Source organism: Amycolatopsis melonis (assembly GCF_040064235.1).
Taxonomy (GTDB): Bacteria; Actinomycetota; Actinomycetes; order Mycobacteriales; family Pseudonocardiaceae; genus Amycolatopsis; species Amycolatopsis melonis.
Map to the genome: position 1 here is coordinate 322,412 of NZ_JBDZYD010000010.1, position 20,478 is coordinate 342,889.

At 72.9% G+C, this 20,478-nt stretch carries 9 protein-coding genes; 3 read left to right on the top strand and 6 right to left on the bottom strand.

The genetic code is table 11. The features are described 5' to 3' along the window. Nucleotides 1-77: 77 nt before the first annotated feature. The 3 genes from ABJI51_RS27350 to ABJI51_RS27360 are packed head-to-tail and all read left to right on the top strand — an operon-like array spanning nt 78 to nt 3,680. A complete protein-coding gene (locus ABJI51_RS27350) occupies nt 78-1,514 on the top strand; it encodes a CCA tRNA nucleotidyltransferase (protein ID WP_348952468.1) in 1,437 nt (478 codons plus the stop codon). Nucleotides 1,515-1,517: 3 nt separating this feature from the next. Then, the gene (locus tag ABJI51_RS27355) at nt 1,518-2,825 is read left to right on the top strand and encodes a sensor histidine kinase (RefSeq protein ID WP_348952467.1); all 1,308 of its coding nucleotides are present in this window, start codon (nt 1,518-1,520) and stop codon (nt 2,823-2,825) included. Nucleotides 2,826-2,837: 12 nt separating this feature from the next. After that, on the top strand, nt 2,838-3,680 hold the full coding sequence (locus tag ABJI51_RS27360) for a class I SAM-dependent methyltransferase (RefSeq protein WP_348952466.1): 843 nt from the start codon (nt 2,838-2,840) through the stop codon (nt 3,678-3,680). On the opposite strand, the gene ABJI51_RS27365 is transcribed toward ABJI51_RS27360, so the two are convergent. The 6 genes from ABJI51_RS27365 to ABJI51_RS27390 are packed head-to-tail and all read right to left on the bottom strand — an operon-like array spanning nt 3,667 to nt 20,467. Further along, the gene (locus ABJI51_RS27365) at nt 3,667-5,574 is read right to left on the bottom strand and encodes a TNT domain-containing protein (protein WP_348952465.1); all 1,908 of its coding nucleotides are present in this window, start codon (nt 5,572-5,574) and stop codon (nt 3,667-3,669) included. The two genes, ABJI51_RS27360 and ABJI51_RS27365, sit on opposite strands and share 14 nt — an antisense overlap. A gap of 35 nt (nt 5,575-5,609) precedes the next feature. Then, on the bottom strand, nt 5,610-8,669 hold the full coding sequence (locus ABJI51_RS27370) for an ADP-ribosylglycohydrolase family protein (protein ID WP_348952464.1): 3,060 nt from the start codon (nt 8,667-8,669) through the stop codon (nt 5,610-5,612). A 16-nt stretch (nt 8,670-8,685) separates the two neighbouring features. Then, nucleotides 8,686-10,926, bottom strand: a complete 2,241-nt coding sequence (locus ABJI51_RS27375) for an ADP-ribosylglycohydrolase family protein (protein ID WP_348952463.1) — start codon at nt 10,924-10,926, stop codon at nt 8,686-8,688. Continuing rightward, a complete protein-coding gene (locus ABJI51_RS27380) occupies nt 10,927-12,336 on the bottom strand; it encodes a TNT domain-containing protein (RefSeq protein ID WP_348952462.1) in 1,410 nt (469 codons plus the stop codon). It abuts the gene before it with no gap. Next, the gene (locus tag ABJI51_RS27385; protein ID WP_348952461.1) at nt 12,333-12,794 is read right to left on the bottom strand and encodes a hypothetical protein; all 462 of its coding nucleotides are present in this window, start codon (nt 12,792-12,794) and stop codon (nt 12,333-12,335) included. Before ABJI51_RS27385 ends, ABJI51_RS27380 begins: the two co-directional genes overlap by 4 nt. After that, the gene (locus tag ABJI51_RS27390; RefSeq protein ID WP_348952460.1) at nt 12,794-20,467 is read right to left on the bottom strand and encodes a WXG100-like domain-containing protein; all 7,674 of its coding nucleotides are present in this window, start codon (nt 20,465-20,467) and stop codon (nt 12,794-12,796) included. The genes ABJI51_RS27385 and ABJI51_RS27390 overlap by 1 nt, the downstream gene beginning before the upstream one ends. Nucleotides 20,468-20,478: the final 11 nt, after the last annotated feature.

The following is a 20,478-nucleotide window of genomic DNA, read 5'->3' on the forward strand; positions in this document are numbered from 1 at the left end:
GCCCCGGTAGGCTGGCTCTCCGTGTCCGTGTCCGGCGGTGCCCGAGGTAATCGCACCTGGAACGTAGTGGGATTTTCGTGAACGACGTGGTCGACGCGCAGGTCGTGGAGCTGATGCGGCTCTCGCCGCTGGCGGAAGAGCTGGCGGAACGGTTCGCCAGGGCGGGCCACCGCCTCTACCTGGTGGGCGGCAGCGTGCGTGACGCGCTGCTCGGCCGGCGCTCCGGCGACCTCGACTTCACCACCGACGCGCGGCCGGACCGGGTGCTGAAGATCGTCAGCGAGTGGGGCGACGCCGTCTGGGACGTCGGGATCGCGTTCGGCACGGTCGGCGTGACGAAGAAGGGCATGCAGCTCGAGATCACGACGTTCCGCGCCGACACCTACGACCGCGTCGGCCGCAACCCCGAGGTCACCTTCGGCGACAGCATCGAGGGCGACCTGCTGCGCCGCGACTTCACGGTGAACGCGATGGCCGTCGAGCTGGCGTCGAAGACGTTCATCGACCCGCACGACGGGCTGACCGCGCTGCGCGAGAAGGTCCTGGACACGCCGGCGACGCCGCAGGAGTCGTTCGCCGACGACCCGCTGCGGATGCTGCGTGCCGCCCGGTTCGCCGCTCAGCTCGGCTTCGCCGCCGCGCCGCGGGTGGTCGACGCGATGACGTCGATGGCGGAGGAGATCGACCGGATCACCGCCGAGCGCGTCCAGGCCGAGCTGGCCAAGCTGCTGCTCGCCGACGACCCGCGGCCGGGCCTGGAGCTGCTGGTCGACACCGGGCTGGCCGACCGGGTGCTGCCCGAGGTGCCCGGCATGCGGCTGGCGATCGACGAGCACCACCAGCACAAGGACGTCTACCAGCACTCCCTGACCGTGCTGGCGCAGGCGATCGAGCTGGAGAAGACGCACGAGCCGACGTCGGAGCCGGACCTGATCCTGCGGCTGGCGGCGCTGCTGCACGACGTCGGCAAGCCGGCGACCCGGGAGTTCCAGCCCGGCGGCGGCGTGAGCTTCCACCACCACGAGGTGGTCGGCGCGCGGATGGCCCGCAAACGTTTGCGGGCGCTGAAGTTCTCCAAGGAGATCGTCGACGACGTCTCCCAGCTCGTGTTCCTCCACCTGCGGTTCCACGGCTACGGCAAGGGCGAGTGGACGGACTCGGCGGTCCGCCGGTACGTCACCGACGCCGGCCACCTGCTGACCCGGCTGCACAAGCTGGTCCGGGCCGACTGCACCACCCGCAACCGCCGGAAGGCGGCCGCGCTGCAGGCGACCTACGACGACCTCGAAGCCCGGATCGCCGCGCTCAAGGCCAAGGAGGACCTCGACCGCGTGCGGCCGGACCTCAACGGCGAGCAGATCATGGAGCTGCTCGGCCTGAAGCCGGGGCCGGACGTCGGCAAGGCGTGGAAGTTCCTCAAGGAGCTGCGGCTGGACCGCGGCCCGCTGGAGCACGACGAGGCCGTGGCCGAGCTGAAGAAGTGGGCCGCGGAAAACGGCGTCGGGAACGCGTGAGGCGTGGCCGGCGGGGGCAGCTTCCTGGTGGCGCTGCTGAAGCGCGGCGCCCCCGCGATCGCCACCGCCACCAGTGAGCTGCCCGACGAGATCGCCGACCCGGCGCCGATGCACGCGCTCCGGCGGATCGCGCGGATGTCCGGGCCGATCGACCCGGCCGAGCGCGACGGCCTGCTGCTGCGCGCCACCCGGTACGTCGTGCTCATCCCGCTGGCCTACCGGCTGCTCGCGGTGCCCGGCCAGTTCGGCGTCTACGTCTTCGAGCAGGGCACGACCGGGCTGCTGCCGGTCGGGGTGTTCACGCTGCTGTCGGTGGCGCTGAACGTCATCGGCTTCCGCTGGATGTTCCGCTCGGCGCCCTACCGCGGGCGCAACGCCGGACGGCTGCTGGCCGTCGACCTGGCCTTCACCGTGCTGTCGCCGCTGGTCCTGGCGCTGACCGTGCCCGCGGAGGGGTACTTCGACGCGCTCGCGGTCAGCAGCGTCCACCTCTTCGGCGAGGCCGGGCTGCTGACGCTCGCCCTCGGCGTTCCCAGCGGCCTGGTGTTCGGGCTGCTCAGCTTCCCGCTGCGGATGCTGGCCAACCGGCTCAACACCGGCGAGTTCCACGTCGCCGAGGCGTTCTCGACGTACTCGGTGCTGCTCGCGGAGCTGTTCCTGGCCACCGCCGCGCTGGTGCTGACCGGGCTGGGCACGCGGCTGGCCCTGGCCTACGGCACCCGCAACGGACGGCTCGCCGAGCGTGCCCGCCAGCACCGGATGCTGCACGACACCGTGCTGCAGACGCTGGAGGCGATGGCGCTGACCAGCACGGCCAACGCCGAGGAGCGGCTGGTCGAGATCCAGCGGCTCGCGCGGGCGCAGGCCATGCAGATCCGGCAGACGATCGAGTCGGCGAAGGCCGAGCGGGCCGAAGCGGGTGCCCGCCCGCTGGGCGAGAAGCTCGCCGCGCTGGCCGCCGAGATGGCCCGCGACGGGCTGCGGGCCCAGCTCGTGGTCGCGGAGCTGGACGACGACACGCTCTCGGAGGTCCGGCAGATCGCCATCCGCGACGCCGTGCGCGAAGCCCTGCGGAACACGATGAAGCACTCCGGCACCGACCGGGTCGTGGTCCGCGTCGAGGAGCGCGACGGCGGCATCGCGGTGATCACCCGCGACCACGGCAGCGGCTTCGACAAGGCCGAGCGGCCCGCCGGGTTCGGCATCAGCGAGTCGATCACCGCCCGGCTGGCCGAGGTCGGCGGGACGTCCAAGGTCGAGTCGGGCCTGCCTGGCGGCGGCACGCGGGTGACGTTGTGGGTGCCCTTCTGATATGCCCGGATCATGACTTCCACCGAGCTGCTCGCCGACGCCCTCGCCGCCTACGCCGCCGGTGACCGCGACCGGGCCGCCGAACTCGCCCGCCGTGCCGGGTCGCCGCTGGCGGACGAGCTGCGGATCTTCCTCGCCGGCGACAGCGCGGCGCCGGTGTACGACCAGCCAAGCGCGTTCACCGCGTTCATCCGCGGCGGCGGCAACGTCGAGCTTTACCGGCGGCTGAGCGACGAGCTGGCCGCCCGCTACGACGCCGCGAAGCCGGAGTCATTGCTCGACCTGGGCTGCGGGGACGGCCTCGCCGTCGTGCCCGCGCTGGAGCGGGCGGCGCACACCCCGGCGCGGATCGATCTGGTCGAGCCGTCGGGCGCGCTGCTCGACGACGTCCGCGAGCGCGTACCCGCAGCACAGTGCTGGCAGGCGACCGCTCAGGAGTTCCTGGCTCGGGACGACCTGGGCTGGGACTTCGCGCAGTCGACGTTCGCCCTGCAGTCCATCGAGCCGGAGCAGCGCGCCGAGGTGCTGCGCACGCTGCAGCCGCGGACCGGGACGCTGGTGCTCGCCGAGTTCGACGTCCCCGAGTACGCTGAAGGCTCGCCGGAGCACCTCCGGTCGCTGGCCGCGCGCTACGAGCGGGGTGTCGCCGAGTACGGCGCCGACGCCTCGCTGGTCGCCCAGGGCTTCCTGCTGCCGGTCCTGCTCGGCATCGTCTCCGGGCAGCGGCGGACGAACTGGGAGCACCCGGCCGAGGTCTGGGTGGCGCAGCTGAAGACGGCGGGCTTCACCGAGGTCGGCGTCGAACCGCTCGCCGGCTACTGGTGGTCGCCCGCCGTCCTGATCACTGCCTGCTGAGCGAGCCCGTCTCGAGGTGCTGGGCGAGCGGGCGCGGCAGCAGGTAGGCGACGCCGCCGCCGGGCAGCCCGCTCCACGGCTCGGTCACGCCGGTCAGCACCCGCACCGCGCGCTGCACCCGGTACAGCCGCCGGTCGCGCTCGCGGTCGAACGCCAGCGCCGTCTCGACGAACCGCGTCCCCTCCGCGTGCACCAGGTTGCCGGTCTCGTTGCCGAACCGGACGACCGTCGTGCCCGGCGCGAGCACGACCAGCCGCTTGCCCCGGTAGAAGTTCAGCGGCGGTTCGCCGCGCAGCGGCAGGATCGGCCAGTCGGCGGGCAGGTCGGACTCCTCCGCCGGTCGCGGCGGCAGCATCAGCAGCACGCCGAGCAGGAACCGGGCCGCGTCGCCGAGCGAGCCGAACGCCACCGGCTCGTCGGACGGCGGCCGCGACACCTCCCAGCCGTTCTCGGCGCGGCGAAGCGTCCAGACGCCCTCGGCGGGCATCTCGTTCGCGCCGATCCGGTACGCCGCGGGCGGCACGCCGTGCTCGGCGAGCCGCTGCTGGAGCAGCTCCAGCGTCTCGGCGCCCCGCAGGTTCCGCACCGGCTCACCCCGCGCGACGCGGGTCAGCGGCCGGTCGTCCGGCAGGTCGGCGGGGGTCTGCGGCGGCCGGGGACGGCCGAGCAGCTCCGCCTCCGCCGTCGCGCGGACGAGCTCGCCGACGAACGGCGGCCGGAACCCGGCCGCCCGGATGTGCTCGACCAGCTCCGGCTCCGGCGGCACGCCGTACTTGCGCAGGTAGTGCGGCACGGCCGCGGGCCAGATCCAGGTGCCGTCGGTGTGGAACGCGTTCGGCACGTCCGGCTTCGCGCCCGGCCCGCCGAAGATGTCCGGCAGCGGGGCGGGCCGGTGCAGTGCCACCGGCGACCGGAACAGGTAGTCGAGCACGCCGCGGACCTGGTCCGGCGGCACCGGCGGCCGGTTGACCACCGGGCGCTCGCCCTCGGCGTGCGAGTCGGCGGGTCGCGCGTGCCGGAACACGACGTCCAGCGGCAGCCCGGCCTTCGCGGTCAGCCACGCGGGCAGCTGCTTCGGCGCCCGCGGGAAGGTCGCCAGCTCCAGCTCGTAGGCGGCGGTCGACGGGCGGCCGCCGTCGTTCGGCGGCACCCGCCAGTCCGGCTCCCGCTCGGCGTCGAAGTCGAAGTCGAACTGCGACTGCGCGTCGAGGGTGAAGGTGCCCTGGAACCAGGTGCCGCCCTCCGGGTCGTACATCGCGGCCCGCAGCCGCGCGAACAGCCCGCCGAGCCGCGGCGCCGCGGGCAGCGACACCGACACCGGGCCGTCCTCGTCCCCGACCGCGCGAACCTCGATCTCGGCGTAGTCGCCGACCTGCCGGAACTGGGCCCCGACCCGCGCCCAGCCACCGGGCACGGTGTGCAGCAGCGTCCGGCCGATGGCGCGCAGCAGCGCGTTCTGGTCGCCGGTGCCCGGCTGCGGCCGCGCTTCCGGCGTCTCGGCGAAGTCCAGCCGCTGCTGCCACAACGCCGTGACCTGCTTGGCAGGCACGGTGACCGAGAAGTCGGTCAGGCCGAGCTGCGCGGCGCGGGCGGCGTCGTCGTGCACCCAGCGCAGCGTCAGCTCCGGCCGGTCGCCCGGCGCGATCTCGAAGATCTCGCCGTCGTACTCGGCGAAGGTGCGCAGCGTGAACGTCGCGGGCACCTCGCTCGCCGGCACGACCCGCGCCGGACGGCCGTCGTACTCCTTGTCGAACCCCTCGGGTGCCTCTTCCTCCGGCAGGACCGACAGCAGCACGGTGCCGTCGGTGGTCGACCGCTGCGCGCGGAAGGTCCCCTCACCCCACGTCGCATACAGGCCGTCCGGGCGTTCGGCCACTTCTACCCGGTAACGCACGTTTGTCCTCCCCGTCCCCAGTGACACCGGGAAACTTAGTCGACCGGGTACCGAGCGAACCACCGGTCGTCGCCCGGCGCATCCGGGCCGAACTCGGCGAGTGCGTCGTCCGCGAGGCCGATGATGACGTCCCGGAGTTCCAGCCGGTCGAGCCAGCTTTTCCGCAGGGCTTCCTCGCCGTACATCGCGCCGACGAGGTTGCCGCAGACCGAGCCGGTCGAATCGCTGTCCCCGCTGTGGTTGACCGCCGCGAGCAACGCCGTGTCGGCGTCGGCGGTGGTCAGCGCGACGTACACGGACATCGACAACGCCGTCTCGCCGACGTTGCCCTGCCCGAGCGACTCCAGCTTCTCCGGCGTCGGCGGCCCCAGTTCCGCCAGCGCCAGTGCCGCGTCGAGAGCCGCGCTCTGCTCCTCGTGCCCGGCGTGCTTCACCAGCTCCGCGCGTCCCGCCGCGACCGCGTCGGGCAGCGGCCTGCCGTGCAGCAGCTCGTGGACGATCACCGCGAAGCAGCCCGAGGACAAATACCCGCTCGGGTGACCGTGGGTCAGCGCCGCGCTCTCCGCGCCGAGCCGGAACACTTCGGCGAGGTCGTCCGACCACAGCGCGACCGGGGCCGCGCGCATCACGCCACCGCAGCCCTTCGAGTTGTTCACCGGCCGGTCGAGCGTGCCCCGCACCCCCGAGCGGCCGTACGCCTCCAGCTCGCCGAAGCAGGTCAGGCCGGGTGCGCGCCGGCTGAACAGCTCCTGGTGGGTGATCAGCCAGCCGTCCGGGGCTTCGACCTCCGACTGCGGCCCGCGGGCACGGTCCCACGGGACGCCCTGGGTGTGCAGCCAGCGCTGGTAGGCCATCTGCAGCGAGTGCACGACGTCGGCCGCCCCGGTCCGCCGCTGCTGGGCGTGTGCCCGGATCAGCGCTTCGAGCGTGAAGAGCGTCATCTGCGTGTCGTCGGTGATCCGGCCGACGCCGCCGTACGCGGGGATGAAGTCGGTGATGCCGTCCGGCCCGGCGATCTCGCGGATGCGGTCGATCGAGTCGAACTCCGTCTTGGCGCCCAGCGCGTCGCCGATCGCCCCGGCCAGCAGGCTGCCCCGCAGTCGCGATCGCAAGGAAGGTCCCTTCGGTTCGGGCGTGAAGCGGCCGCTCGGGTACCGGCGCTCCCACCGCGGGTGTTCCGCGGCCTCGGTCTGCAGGCCGGCGCGGTTGAAGTACCAGAAGACGTCGCCGGCGACGTCGTCGAGCAGGCCGAGGTCGGGCAGCGCGGCGACCCACGCGGCGGGCAGGCCCGGCACGCCGAGCCGGGCGCCGGCCAGTGCGCCCGCGATCGCGCCCGCCACCGGGCCCGACCGCGCGGCGAGCGTGATCGCCGCTTCCGGGTCGTGGCCGCGCTTGGCCGCGGCGAACAGCGCCCGGCCGAGGACCGACCGCACGCTCCGGCCGTCGCCGATGCTCTCCAGCTGGGTGACGTCGTCGGCGTGGCGGTCCCGGCGCAGCGCCAGCGTCGACTCGGCCAGGTCGCCGCCGACCTCGTGCAGGCGGATGTGCACCGGCAGCGCGAAGGTCTCCTCGGTGAGCAGGGCCTGGAACAACGCCACCAGCAGCTCGACGCCTTCGGTGACCTCGGCTCCGGCCGCGCTGCCGGTCAGCTCGCGGGCGATGTCCTTCGCGTACTGCTCGGGGTCGACGTTCGCCATGGCGACCGCGCTCGCCGGGGTCGCGGCCAGTGCCGTGGCCAGCAGCGCGGAGAACTCGGCGGGCGCCGGGCCCGCGTGCCGCGTCGCGACCGCGAGCCAGCCGTCCGGGTCCGGCCCGGGCAGCGTGGCCGGCACCTCGCCGGTCGGCACCGGCGGCAGGCCGCGCAGCACGGCGGAGGTGTGGAACAGCAGGTGCCGCGTCAGCCCGCCCAGCGGCAGCGGACCCGCCGGGTCGGCACCGCCGCCCAGCGCGTCCCCGATCGCGAAGCCGACGTACGCGCCGACGATCCGGTGCCACGCGAAGCGCCCGGCCGGGGTCCCGCCGGCGAAGAACTTCCCGAACGTCCACGGCACCGGCCGCGGCTGCGCGTCCTCGCCGACGTGCGCGATCAGCCCGTTCGCGGCCAGGTCGGCGGGCCATTCGGGAGCCTGCCCGGCCCGGCGCCGGACGCCGTTGCGGTACTGCCACGCGAACCCGCGCAGGTACCGCAGGCACTCGGCCGGCGTCAGCTCGAAGTGCTGGTCGCGGGCGTGGTCGACCGCGTACCGCAGGTGGCGGCGCAGCAGGTCGGGTGGTTCGACGCCGAACTCCGCGACCAGCGCGGGCAGCGCCTCGGCGACCTCGGGCCCGGCTTCCGGCGCGGGCTCCTCGACCCGCGGACGCGGCTCGGGCGCACCCCGGAATTCGGCCAGCTCGGCGGCGGAGAGGCTGCGGACCAGCCCGGTGCCGGGGTCGAGGGTCAGCCCGGACGACGACGGCAGCTCCCGGACCGTGGCCCGCCACCGCCGCGGGTACCGGCCGGGCACCTTCGCCGACGAGCTGTAGGCGATGACCTCCCGTTCAGCCTTGCCGGGCACCGGCCGCAGCAGCGGCTCCCCGTCGGGCAACGGCACGAGGACTTCGCAGTCGAGCAGGGCACGGACGAACTCGGCGCGGCTGATCCAGTTGACCGCGAAGTAGTTCAGCAGCTTCTCGGCGTCGGTCGACGGCTTCGGGTAGCCACGCCACACCGGGCCGGGCGTGTACTGCTCGTTGACGCGGTATTCGCCGGTGGCACCGGTCCAGCCGCGGACCGCCCGCACCGGGAGGTCCAGCTGGGGGAACGCCTTCTCGTCGAACTCCGGATCGACGTCCGGCCGCCACTGCGCTTCGGCGGGCGTGCCTGCCATCGCCGTCAGGTCGTAGCCGATCTCGCCGTCGTCCGGCACGAGCACCACCGGGCTGGGGAACAGTCCCGCGCCGATGTCGGTGCCGTCCAGGTACCCGGCCGCGTTGACCGTGAACGCCCAGCCGCCGTCGCGGCGCGCGGTGAACTCCGGCCGGATCCGCAGCCGGTCGCCGCCGGGCTGCGTGCGCAACCACTCCTGCACGCGCGCGACGGCTTCCTGTTCTTCCATTCTCCCCATCCTCGCGCTAGTGCCGCGGGTACCGCTCGATCCACGCGTCGCCGAGCGCGCTCAACGCCGAATGCCGGTCGAAGTGCCAGTAGACGTCCGAAGCGACGTTCTCCACCAGGTAGCGCAGCTCCAGCTGGTCGACCCACTTCTGCGGCAGCCCGGGAATCCCGGTGCGCGCGCCGAGCAGGGCGCCGGCGATCGCGCCGGTCAGCGCGCTGCGGCCGGAGTGGTTGACCGCGCGCAGCAGCGCCTGTTCCGGGTAGTTCTCGAAGCCCGACAACGCGGCGAACGCGCGGCCGAGCACCGACAGCGTCGTCTTGCCGTCGCCGATCAGCTCGGGCATCCGCAGGTCGGGCAGCCCGTGCTCGCCGAAGAACGGCACCGACTCGGCGACCATCTCCCCGATCGCCGTCCACTCCGGACCCTGCTGGTACTGGCTGTCCGGGTTGAGGATCTCGCGGCTGAGGTTCCAGATCGGGAAGCTGAACGCGTCCTTGGTCAGCGCCTGCTCGAACAGCCAGGTCAGGTAGGTCGCGGCGGCGAGGTCCTGCTCGCCGGGGTGGGTGACGCCGGCCAGCTCGCGCACCGCCTGCCGGGCGCCGCCGCTGAAGCCGCTGCCGGGCCCGGCCATGGTCAGCGCGGCGGGCAACGCCGGGATCAGCGCGGCCGGGCCGGTCATCGGCGCGCCCGCGGTCCCGGTCGCCAGCTGGTGGTAGCCGTTCAGCTCGGCGTCGTCGATGTCGCGCCGGGCGTGCAGGTCCGGGACCTGCACGAGCCAGCCGTCCGGGGCGTCCATCGGCGCGCCCTGGGTGCGCAGCCAGCGCTGCAGCGCCCCGCGGACGACGCCGGGGAAGAGCTGCTCGGCTTCGCGGGACTCCGGCTGCTCGCGGTGCGGGCTGCGGATCACGGCCTCGGTGTAGAACAGCAGCCGCTGCGTCAGCGAGCCGATCCGGCCGGGCTGGTCGAACGCCGGCAGCAGGTCGGTGACGCCGTCGATGCCGTACTTCGCGTGGATGTCGTGCAGCGGCATCCGGTCGACGGCCGCGCCGAGGGCCTCGCCGAGCGCGAAGCCGACGTAAGCGCCCGTGACGCGCTGCCAGCCGTAGCGGAAGCCGTCGAGGTCCCGCTCGAAGTACTTGCCGAAGGTGTCCAGCCGCGGGACGGTCCGCCCGGTGTTGTCGTAGGCCGGGGCCAGGCCGTTCGCGCGCAGGTCGTTGGGCTTGCTGCGCGGCGGTTCCGGCATGTTCATGCGCCGCAGCCACGACTCGCCGAGGATGGTCTTCGCGCACTCCTCGGCGGTCAGCTCGAAGCCGCGCTTGCGGGCCTTTTCGGCCGCCAGCAGCGGCGGCTTGACCGGCTCCGGCAGGCCCATCCGGGCCGCGGTCTCGGCCGCGACGCGGATCAGGTCCTCCTCGGCCTCCGGGCAGCGGCCGTGGAGGTCGATGCGCGGCTCGTGCCGCGGGAACCGCTTGACGATTTCGGCCAGCTCGCCGCTGGAGACGTCCTCGATGGTCGTCGGGCCGCCGTTGATCACCAGGTTCGGCGGGTGCTCGAACTCGGCCAGCGTCGCGACGTCGACCTTCCACCAGCCGTGCTCGCGCGCGGGCAGGTGCCGCGTCGAGCTGAACACCTTGAGTTCGTTGCGCTCCTCGGCGAAGTAGAAGCGGTCGGTCTTGCCGGTCTCCAGGTCGAGCGGGACGTACACCTCGCAGCGGATCAGCCCGATGAGCAGCAGCTCGCGGGTCAGCCAGCCGACGCTGGCGAACGACAGCAGCGTCTCGAGGGTGTTCTCCGGCTTCGGGTAGCCGCGGCGGATCGGCCCGGCCTTGTACTCGGGGTTCTCGCGCTCTTCGCCGGTCTGGTTGCCGTCGGCGTCGACCTTCACCCAGCCCGCGACGGCCTGCAGCGGCACGCCCAGCTCGCCCAGCCCGGCCTTGACGTACTCGGGGTCGACGACCTCGCGCCAGTTCTCCTGGCCGGGGAACGCCACCGGCACCGACAGCCCGCCGGGATGCGGGTGCGCCTGGCGCAGCTCGCCGTCCGGCTCGCGGACGACGACCGACGGCGGCGGGAAGATCTCCTTCTCCGGACGGCCCTCGTCGAGGAACGCGATGGTGTTGTAGGGCACCGACCAGCCCTCGGGGATGCGCAGCACCTTCTCGGTGTCCACCCGCAGGCCCGCGGGACCGGAGACGTCCGGGCCGTGCACCGCACGCAGCCACTGGCCGACCTTGGCAATCGCTTCCGCCGCTTCCACCTACTCGATCCTCTCCAGGCTTCCGTCGGACTCGTGCTCGGCGATCGTCTTCGGCAGCACGAAGGCCACCGCACCACCCGGCAGGTTCGCCCACGGGACCGTGATGCCGGTGATCACGTGCAGGGGGCGTCTCAACCGGTAGCTCCGCCGCACCCGCTCCCGTTCGAGCGGCAGCGACGTCGTGGCGAACCGTACCTCCCCGTGGTGGACGAGGTTGCCGGGTTCCTCGCCGAAGCGCAGGACGACCGTACCCGCCACCAGCCTGGTGATGCGCTTGTTGCGGAGCAGGGTGAGGGGAGGCTCACCCGGTGCCGGGTGCACCGGCCAGTCGTCCAGCTCCTTCGCGGTCTCCAGCGGTGTTTCGTGCCCGGCGGTCATCCGGGCGGGGTGCAGCAGCAACGCGCCCAGCAGCTGCTGCGCGGCGTCTTCGAGCCGGGCGAAGTACTTCGGCTCGCGTGGTTCGCCGCCGGCGTACGCGGCGACTTCCCAGCCGTCGGGCGTGTAGTTGAGGCACCAGGTGCCGTCCGCCCGGTCCCCGACGCGGTAGGCCTCGGGCCACACGCCGTGCTCGCCCAGCCGCTGCACCAGCACGGTCAGCAGCTCGTCGTCGGCGAGCTTCGGATCCGGCGTGGTCTCCAGCTCGGCGGCGACGTCCCCGGCGGTCTTCTTCACGTCGGCGCGGCCCGGCTTCGGCCGCGGCTTGCCCAGCAGGTCCGCCTCGGCGGTCCGGCGCACCAGCGGCTCGACGTACGGCGGCTGGAAGTGGTGGCGGCGGATGTGCGCGACCAGGTCCGGCTCGGGCGGCACGCCGTGCTCGGCGAGGAGGTCCGGCACCGCCGAGGACCAGATCCACGTGCCGTCGGTGTGGAAGCGCTCGCCGTCGACTTCGTGCACGACGGCTTCGCGTTCGAGGTACTGCAGGACCAGCGGCGCCTCGGTGTCGGTCAGCGGCGGCCGTTCGACGTCCGGCCCGCCGATCTCGGCGTGCCGGAAGACGACGCCCAGCGGCAGCCCGGCGCGCAGCCGCCACCAGTCGGGGATGTGCTCGTCGGCGCGCGGGAACGTGGCCAGCTCTTCGGGGTAGGCGGCGGCACCCGGCGCGTCCGTCCACAGTGGATCGTCGTCGAGCGCGAAGTCGAAGTCGAAGGTGCCGTCCGGGTGCAGCGTGAACCGCGCCTGCAGCCAGGTGCCGCGGCCCTCGGCGTACATCGCGGCCCGCAGTTCGGTGAAGAGGACGGCGAGTTCGTCCGGGGTCGCCGTGTTGTGGCCGACCAGCTCGGCGTGCTTGCCGACCTGGCGGAAGTCGGCGACCGCGGGCCGGGCGGCGTCGGACCGGTGCTCGCGGACGAGCCTGCCCAGCCGGACCAGGAGAGCGCGCTGCGCTTCGGGCGAATGTTCCACGTGAATCATTGCTCCGCGCGGCGGACCGGATACCTGCGCCGCGCTTCGAACGACGGCGGCTCCCCCGCGGCCCGCCGGGCGGCCTCGTCCTCCCACATCTTGAAGGTGCGCTGGTATATCGACCGGATCAGCGCGGCTTCCTGGGGTTCCAGGCGACGGCTTTCCCGCTTGCGGGCTTGTTCGTAGAGGCCGGCCACCGTCTCGTAGAGCGCGAAGATCGGCCCGTCCCCGGTCAGGTGGTAGTCCCGTTCCCGCTCGGTCTCCTGGACGAACCGCTCTTCGTCGAACGGGCCGCGGATGTCGGACTCGGTGGTCGACCAGACGACTTCGCGGATGTGGCTGTTGTCCTCCCGGAAGAACCCGGTGTCCAGATCGAGGATCGTGCCCGTGAGGCCGCCGTCGGGCGTCGAGTCGATCCGGTAGGTCTGGGCGTAGTACTTGAAGAACATCGGGGTCCGGAAGGCCATCAGCCGTCCTCCTCAGTGATCAGTCCTCGCCGCAGCGCTTCCTCGAACCGCCCGCGCACCTGCTCCACGATCGCCGCGTCGAGGGCCGCCTCCTCGGGGGACAACAGGCCTTCGCGGCCTTCCTTGCGGCTGAGTGTCTCGAAGTCGCGTCGCACTTCGTACAGCGCGTGCTCGTAGTCGGCGACGTCGTCGATGTCCTTCAGGTGCAGCCGCAGCTCGGCGACGTGCCCGTTGCCCAGCCGCACCGACATCTGCAGGTCGCGGTAGCCACTCGGTTTCGGGTCGGCGATCCGGTCCGCGAACTCGACGATCTGCACCCCGGGGTCCTGGCGCAGCTGGTCGAGCGCGCGGTAGAGGTCGGCCACCCGCGCGAACTGGATCCGGGCGCCGACGAGGTCGGTCAGGTTCGCGCCGTCGAAGCCGTACTTGCGGATCTTCGCCATCGCCCGCTCGTCTTCCTTGGGCTCCAGCCTGCCCTTGACGTCGCCGTCCTCTCCCGCGGCGCGCTCGGCGATGGCGTTCAGGGTGTCCTGGTTGTCGCGCCACCTCGCGCGTTCCTCGGCCAGCCACTGACGGCAGTAGGCCTCGTCGCCACGGCGTTCGCGGTCGAAGCTGCCCTGGACCATGTCGTCCCGGTCGGTCCCGGCGACCGTTTCCGCCACGTCGCCGACGATCGCGGCCTGCTCCGGCGTCGGTTCGAACGGCTCGACGCCGTCCTGGTGGACGTCGTCGATCACGGGGTAACCGCGCTGGTCCACCTCCCGGACGGCGTCCTCGAGGATCGGGATGGCCTCGGGGTGCTTGAGCAGGCTCTCGATGGTCTTCGGGTTGTCCAGCAGCGAGCGCGTCAGGTAGTCGTTGCCCGGCTCGCTCACGATCCGGACCAGCTCGGGATGCTGCCCGAGGTGCTCGCGGATGTACCCGGCCGAGGCGTGCCCGTCGAGCGCCGCGGCGACGTCGTCGCGGGCCAGGAACGCCTCGTGCGGCTGGGCCGAGCCGAAGCCGCCGTGGTCCGCGGTTCCCGTGCCGTGCTCGGGCTGGACGTGCACCTCGTCCGGCGTGCCGAGGTGCATCAGCTTGATGCTCTTCGGCGGCTGCGGCAGGTGCATGAGGTCCCCGGACTGCGGGTCGATGAACGCGACCCCGTCCGGCGTGTGCACGACCATCGCGACGTGTCCGTACACGACGCCGTTCGGGCCCTCGTACTTCACCGCGATCACGGCGTGGTGATCGTGGGCCTTCTCCCGCATCTCGCGGATGACGTCGTCGTAGCCGTCCCGCGCGGAGAACGTCTCGCCGAAGCGGCCTTCGAGGTGTTCGAGCGTGCCGCGGGTGCCCATCTCGTGCGGCAGGATCGGCTCGGCCGTCATGTCACCGCCGCGCAGCCGGTCCATGTAGGGCTCGGGGCCGCGCGTGCAGTTCGTCATGTAGCCGTTTTCGAAGGCACCCGGCTCGCGGAAGCCCGGGTTGACGTCGCGCAGGTGCGGGAGCCGGTCCTGGACGAAGGCCGCGCGCTCGCTCTCCGTCGTCCCGGCGGCGTGGATGGCCCGTTCCGCCGGCGGGTTCGTCGCCCGCGCCAGCCGCGAGTAGTCGTGCACCGGCGAGGGCGCCGTCGGCGGCTCGGGCGCAACGTCCTGGACGGTGTCGTGGACCTTCGGCTGTTCCGGCGGCGCCGCGACGTGCTCCGGCTCGGTGCCGCCCAGCAGCCGTTCCATGATCGCGGCCTGCTTGCGCCGTTCGAACTCGGGCGCGTTGTGCTCGTTCTCGGCGCGCCGCTCGGCCATCTTCTGCTTCGCGGTCTCGGGGTCGAGGTACCGCGGGTGGCCGGGGCCGATCTCCTCGGCCACGATGACCCACTTGCGGCGGCCGTCGACGATCTCCAGCCGCTTCTCGTGGATGAGCAGCTGGGTGCCGGGTGGCGACAGCGTCTCGCGCTCGCCGGGGTTCTCGGCGAGCTTCGAGATGTCGCGCAGGTTGTCCGACCGGATGTGCAGCTCGACGTCGTCGCCGAACTTCGACGTCGAGAACTCGCCGGTCTTGATCGACGCGCTGGAGAACGCGGGCTCGACGACCACCGAGCCCGGTTCGTACGGCTTGGCGACCAGGTCGGCCAGGTGCGCGTCGCCGCGGACGTCGAAGGCGCGGACGGCTTCCCCGGACTCGCGTGCGACCTGGTTGAGGCCGTCCATGATCGCGCGGGCGTTCTGCTGCGCGAGGTCGAACCCGGGATGCTCGGGACCGCGGCGCAGGGCCTCGTTGACGTCGTAGGCGTACTCGCCGCGCGTGTAGCCGTGCAGCGCGACGGCGCCTTCGTCGGTCAGGTGCGCCAGGTTCTCCGCGGCGTCGCGCTTGGCCAGCGCGTGGTCGTGGATCTCCTGGTAGAGGTCGTCGTTGCCGACCGCGCGGCGGATGCTCTCGTGGTCGGCGGGCGTCCCGCGGTGGTCGTCGTCGAAGAGGTAGCCCTCGTCGTGCACGACCCGCTCGGGCGCCGGGTTGAGCCGGTCGTCGATGGCCGAGGTCTCGTGGTGGACCGGGGCTTCCCCGCCCCCGAGCGGCAGCGTGTGGATGTTCGAGGCGCCGGGCGGCAGCTCCGCCAGCCGTCCGGTGACGGGATCGACGAACGCGATCCCGTGCTCGGTGTGCACGGCGGCGACCAGCCGCGACTCCCCGGCGTGTTCGAAGGCGACGGCCGCGCGGGCACCGACGGGACGTTCGCCCAGCTCACCGGCCACCCGGTCGAAGCTGTCCCGGCTGCTCCACTGGCCGCCGAGCTGCTCGCTGACGTGCGCGAGCCCCCGCTGCTGCGACGGCCCGGCCACGACGTCCTCGCCGTTCATCCGCCGCTCGAAGGCGACCATCGACTCGGCGGCGTTGGTGCGGTAGCCGTTGGCGAGACCGTCCGGGCTGTAGTGGTTGCGGGTGTTGACCGCCCCCAGTTCCGGAACGGCATCCCGCACGAACCGCGCATGCTGCTGCGGAGTCTCGACGGACCCGGCATGCACGACGGGCGTGCCGCCCGGCGCGAGCGGCTCGGCGAGCTGCGACCAGCCACCCGCGGGCTCCCCGGTGGCGGGCGGAGGCCGTTCGGGCAGCGGCGGAGCACCCGGCTCGTCGAAGGGGTTGATCTTCGACGCCAGGTCGTTGCTCGGCCGGTGCTGGGGGTTCTCCTGGTAGAACTTCTCGAGCTTGGCGTCGGCTTCCCGCTGGAACCGCGCTTCGTCGGCCTGCTCCCCGGCCCGCCGCTCGTCGATCGCCCGCCGCGCGTCGGCCTCCCCGAGGTGCCGCGGATCCCCTGGCGGGATTTCCTCGGCATGCACGACGTAGTGCGGTTCACCCCGCACGGGCTTCGGCTTGTGGTTGGGATGCCCGGGTCCCTCTTCGATGCCGGTGATCTTGAACTGCGTCCCGGCCTTGAAGAGGACTTCCCGCTCGTGCCCGAGACTGGCCAGCGCTTCGACGTCCCGGCCGGTCTTCGACTGGATCCGCATCTCGACTTCACCGGGGAAGGTGCTGCGCGGATGCTCGGCATCGACCTTCGACGAGCTGAGGAACGACGGTTCGGTGATGTGCGCACCGTCGTGGAACCGAGCCAGGAAGGCCTGAAGCCGCGAAAGATCACCCTTGAAGTCGACCCGCCGCGAGACAAGCCCTTCATGCGGCGGCAGCTCGTTCAGCCCCGAGACGAGCGCGGCCGCCTGAGGAGCGAGGTGGGCGAGTTCGGGACTGCCTGTCCGCAGAGCGTGGTTGAGCGGCCCGACCATCTCGGTCCGCGTGTAGGCATGCACGGCCACGGCCCCGGCGTCGGACATGCCGGGATGCCACCGGTCACGCTTTTCGAGCGCTTCGCGGTGGACCTGTTCGTGCCGCCACTCACCGTCCTGGTGACTCGTCTTCGCGGAGTCGATGAAGGTGTCTTCGATCCGCCGGATCCCTTCGGGATCGTCAGTGCGGAAGTGCTCATCGGTGAGGTAGGGCTCGTCTGGGCCGGTGTGCCTGTGTTCGGGCGTGGGCCCGGGTTCGTCAGCGGGAGCAGGCTGCTGTTCGTTGGCCGGGGTTTCGTGTTCGGTGGGCCGCTGTTCGCCGGTCGGAGTTTCGTGCTCGGTTGTGGGCGCCTCGGTGGGGGTGTGCTCGGCCGCGGCTGGTTCGTGTTCGGCGGGCCGCTGTTCGCTGGTGGGGGTCTCGTGTTCGGCTGTGCGCGGCTCGGTGGGGGTGTGCTCGGCCGTGGCTGATTGGTGCTCGGCGGGGCGCTGTTCGTGGGCCGGAGTCGCGGGCTCGGCTGTGCGCGCCGGTTCCTCAGGCGAGGTGTGCTCGGCCGTGGCGGGTTGGTGCTCGGCGGCCGGCTGTTCGCTGGTTGGGGTTTCGTGCTCGGTTGTGGGCGCCTCGGTGGGTGTGTGCTCTCCCGCGGCTGGTTCGTGCTCGGCGGGGCGCTGTTCGCCGGTCGGGGTTTCGGGCTCGGCTGTGCGTGCCGTGTCCTCGGCCGGGGTGTGCTGCTCGGCGGCGTGCTCGTCCGCACGCGGCCCCTGCTCGGCGGGCTGCTGCTCGCGGGCTGGGGTTGCGTGTTCGGCAGACCGCTCGCCCGCCAGCGTGTCCTGCTCGGCGAGGTGCTGTTCCGCGGGCACGTGATGGGTCGGCCCTTCCGGCACCTGCCCGGCCGCGGGCTCGACCGGCCGCGGCTGTTCCGGCGCACGCTCCATCGGCCGCGGCTGCTCGAACCGCGGCTGCGGAACCTGCGGCGTCCCAGCCGGACGGACCGGTCCCAGCCGCAGCTCCTGCGGCGGCACCGGCGGGCGGCCACCCGGCGGAGGCGGCATCGGCGGCCGTCCGCCGCCGGCGGGGCCCGGACCCTGCGGTCCCCGAGGCTGGCTCGGGTACCCCGCGGGCCGCTGCCCACCCTGCGGCGGCATCCGTCGCGGATCCTGCGCAGGCATCCCAGGCTGTCCCCCGGACGGCTGCGGTCCCGCAGGCTGCCCACCCCGCGGCGGCGACTGCCAGTTCGGCCCACCCGGCTGCCGGGGTGGCGCGCCCGGACCATTCATCGGCGGCTGGCCGCCCTGAACCGGTCCGGTCGGTGGGTGATTGCTCGGGTGTGGTTGACCGCCCTGGGCTGGTCCGGCCGGTGGCCGGCCGTTCGGGCCGATCGGTGATTGGCCTTGGACCGGTCCGGGCTGCGGGTGTCCGCCCAGGTGCGGTTGGCCGTTCGGTCCGATCGGTGGTTGGCCGCCCCGCACTGGTCCGGTCTGCGGCTGGCTGATTGGTGCTTGGCCCTGGGCGGGGCCTGCCTGCGGCTGGCTGACCGGATGCGGCTGGCTGATTGGTGCTTGCCCCTGGACCGGGCCAGCCTGCGGGTGTCCGCCCGGATGCGGCTGGCTGATTGGTGCTTGGCCCTGGGCGGGGCCTGCCTGCGGCTGGCTGACCGGATGCGGGTGGCCGATCGGTGCTTGCCCCTGGACCGGGCCTGTCTGCGGGTGTCCGCCCGGATGTGGTTGCCCGACCGGTGGTTGGCTGCCCCTGACTGGCCCAGTCTGCGGGTGGCTGACCGGGTGTGGTTGCCCGTTCGGGCCCATGGGCGGCTGGCCGCCCGGCTGTGGCCGGCCACTCTGGGCCGGGTGACGTGGTCCTGCCTGCGGGTGTCCGCCCGGCGTTGGCTGGCCGTTCGGGCGCGGCGCCGGCCGTCGACCCTGCGACGGTGCCTGCGCGCCACCCGGCGGCTGCTGCTGGAACATCCGCCGGGGGTCCGGCGGCCGCGGTCCCCCGGCCTGCGGTGACATCGGGGGCTGGTGCTGTCCGGCCGGTGGCGGGGGTGGGGGCGTGAACCCGCCCGGTGCCTGCTGCGGCGACGGTCCGTTCTGGAACTGCCCACCGGCCTCCGCCGCGAACGGCTGGCTCTGGCCGCCGGTGAAGCCGGCCGCTCCCACGTTGTCCTGGGGACGTCCGACGCTCGGACGCGCCGGTTCCGGGCCGTGGCCCGGGGGTGGGGCCATGCCGTAGCCGCCCTGGGACGTCCCGCTCGGGGAACCGCCGCCCGTGGCCTCCGCCCGATGCGATTCGGGTTGCGGGGAAGCCGGACGTTCCGTCTCGCCCGGGTGCGACGGCTCGGCGGACTGCCGCTCCGGGGCCGGGGGCTCCTGGCTCGGCGTGCTCTCCGCGCGCTGCTGAGTTTCGGCCTCCCGGCGAACCTCCGGCTCGGACGCCGCCCTCGTCTCCGCCGCCGACGCCTCCCGCCGCGGCTCAGGCTCAGACGGCGTTTCTCGCCGCGGTTCCGGCTCGGCTGGCGCCTCTCGTCGCGCCTCCGGCTCCGACGGCGTTTCTCGCCGCGGCTCGGGCTCGGCTGGCGCCTCTCGCCGCAGCTCGGGCTCGGAAGGCGCCTCCCGTCGCGGTTCAGGCTCGGACGGCGTTTCTCGCCGTGGTTCGGGCTCCGAGGACGACTCGCGTCGCGACTCCGGCTCCGACGCCACTTCGCGCCGCTCGGGTTCCGCCGCAGACCGTGGCTCTTCCCGCCGCGCCTCTTCGCCGCGCGACTCCGGCTCCGACGACGCTTCCCGTCGCGACTCCGGCTCGCCGGCGGACTCGCGCTCCGAAGAAGACTCCCGCGACTCGGGCTCCGAAGAACCCTCCGAAGAGGACTCCCGCCGCGACTCGGAAGACTCCGAAGACTCGGAAGCCGAAGAAGACTCGGAACTCCCGGAAGACCCCGACTCCCCATCAGCCCGCGGAATGTTCGCCTCGTGCACCGAGTGCATCTGCTCCTTGGCGCCCCCGACAGCACCCCCGACCGCCCCGCTGGACGCGCCCATCAGCAGCTGCTCCGGCGTCAACGACCCCAGATCCCCGGTGACCGCCGCCTGCCCGACCGTCTGCGCGACCCCCTCGACCGCTCCCCGGGCTCCCGCGCGCATCGCCGCGTCCGCAACCTGCCCGGCGGCACTGTGCGAAAGCCCTTCGGTCGCGCCGCGGCCGATCGAACCCGAGGCCGCTCCCACGACTCCGCCGACCGCTCCGGAGATTGCCGCGTCCGAGGTCTTCGACCAGTCCCAGTTCTTGCGGTCGCCCTTGGCCATCTGGAGGCCCTGGATGCCCGCGTCCATGCCGAGGTTGATCGCCTCGTTCTTGAGGACCTCCATGCCGATCTTCTTGAGGCCCTGCTTGAGCAGTTTCTCCAGCAGCTCCTTCGCGACCTGCTTGAACCCCTGCTGCGCCAGCTTCTCGAGCAGCTGCCGGAACAGCATCTGCACGGTCATCCGGGTGGCGATCTGGGCGGGCGCGATGCCTGCCGTCGAGCCGCCGAACGTCACCGCTGCCGCCGCGATCATCGCCGCGATCTGGGCCGCCAGCACGATCAGCGAGATGATGATCATGTACTTCGTGTACTCGACGTCCAGTGCCGTCTGGTCGCACGAGTCGCCGAGGGCCTTGGCCGCGTCGGCCAGCTGCTTGAAGTACGCCTCGTCGCCTTCGACGAACTTCTTCCACTGCTCCGCGAACGCGTCGGCGCCGTCGCCGGTCCAGTTGTCGCGGATGCCCTGCGCGGCCTTGTTGCCCGCTTCCGACGCCGGTGCGATCGCCGCCGACGCCGTGTGCCACGCGTCCCGCAGCGCGCGCAGCTTGGTCTCGTCGCCCTCCGGCCAGCTTTCGCCGACGACGATCGGCAGCAGCCACTTGACCGCGTCGGGCATCTCCACCCCCA

Coding starts and splice junctions, on each gene's coding strand:
- ABJI51_RS27360 (WP_348952466.1), top strand. CDS start 2,838: ATGACTTCCACCGAGCTGCTCGCCGACGCCCTCGCCGCCTACGCCGCC.
- ABJI51_RS27380 (WP_348952462.1), bottom strand. CDS start 12,336: ATGATTCACGTGGAACATTCGCCCGAAGCGCAGCGCGCTCTCCTGGTC.
- ABJI51_RS27390 (WP_348952460.1), bottom strand. CDS start 20,467: ATGCCCGACGCGGTCAAGTGGCTGCTGCCGATCGTCGTCGGCGAAAGC.
- ABJI51_RS27385 (WP_348952461.1), bottom strand. CDS start 12,794: ATGGCCTTCCGGACCCCGATGTTCTTCAAGTACTACGCCCAGACCTAC.
- ABJI51_RS27370 (WP_348952464.1), bottom strand. CDS start 8,669: ATGGAAGAACAGGAAGCCGTCGCGCGCGTGCAGGAGTGGTTGCGCACG.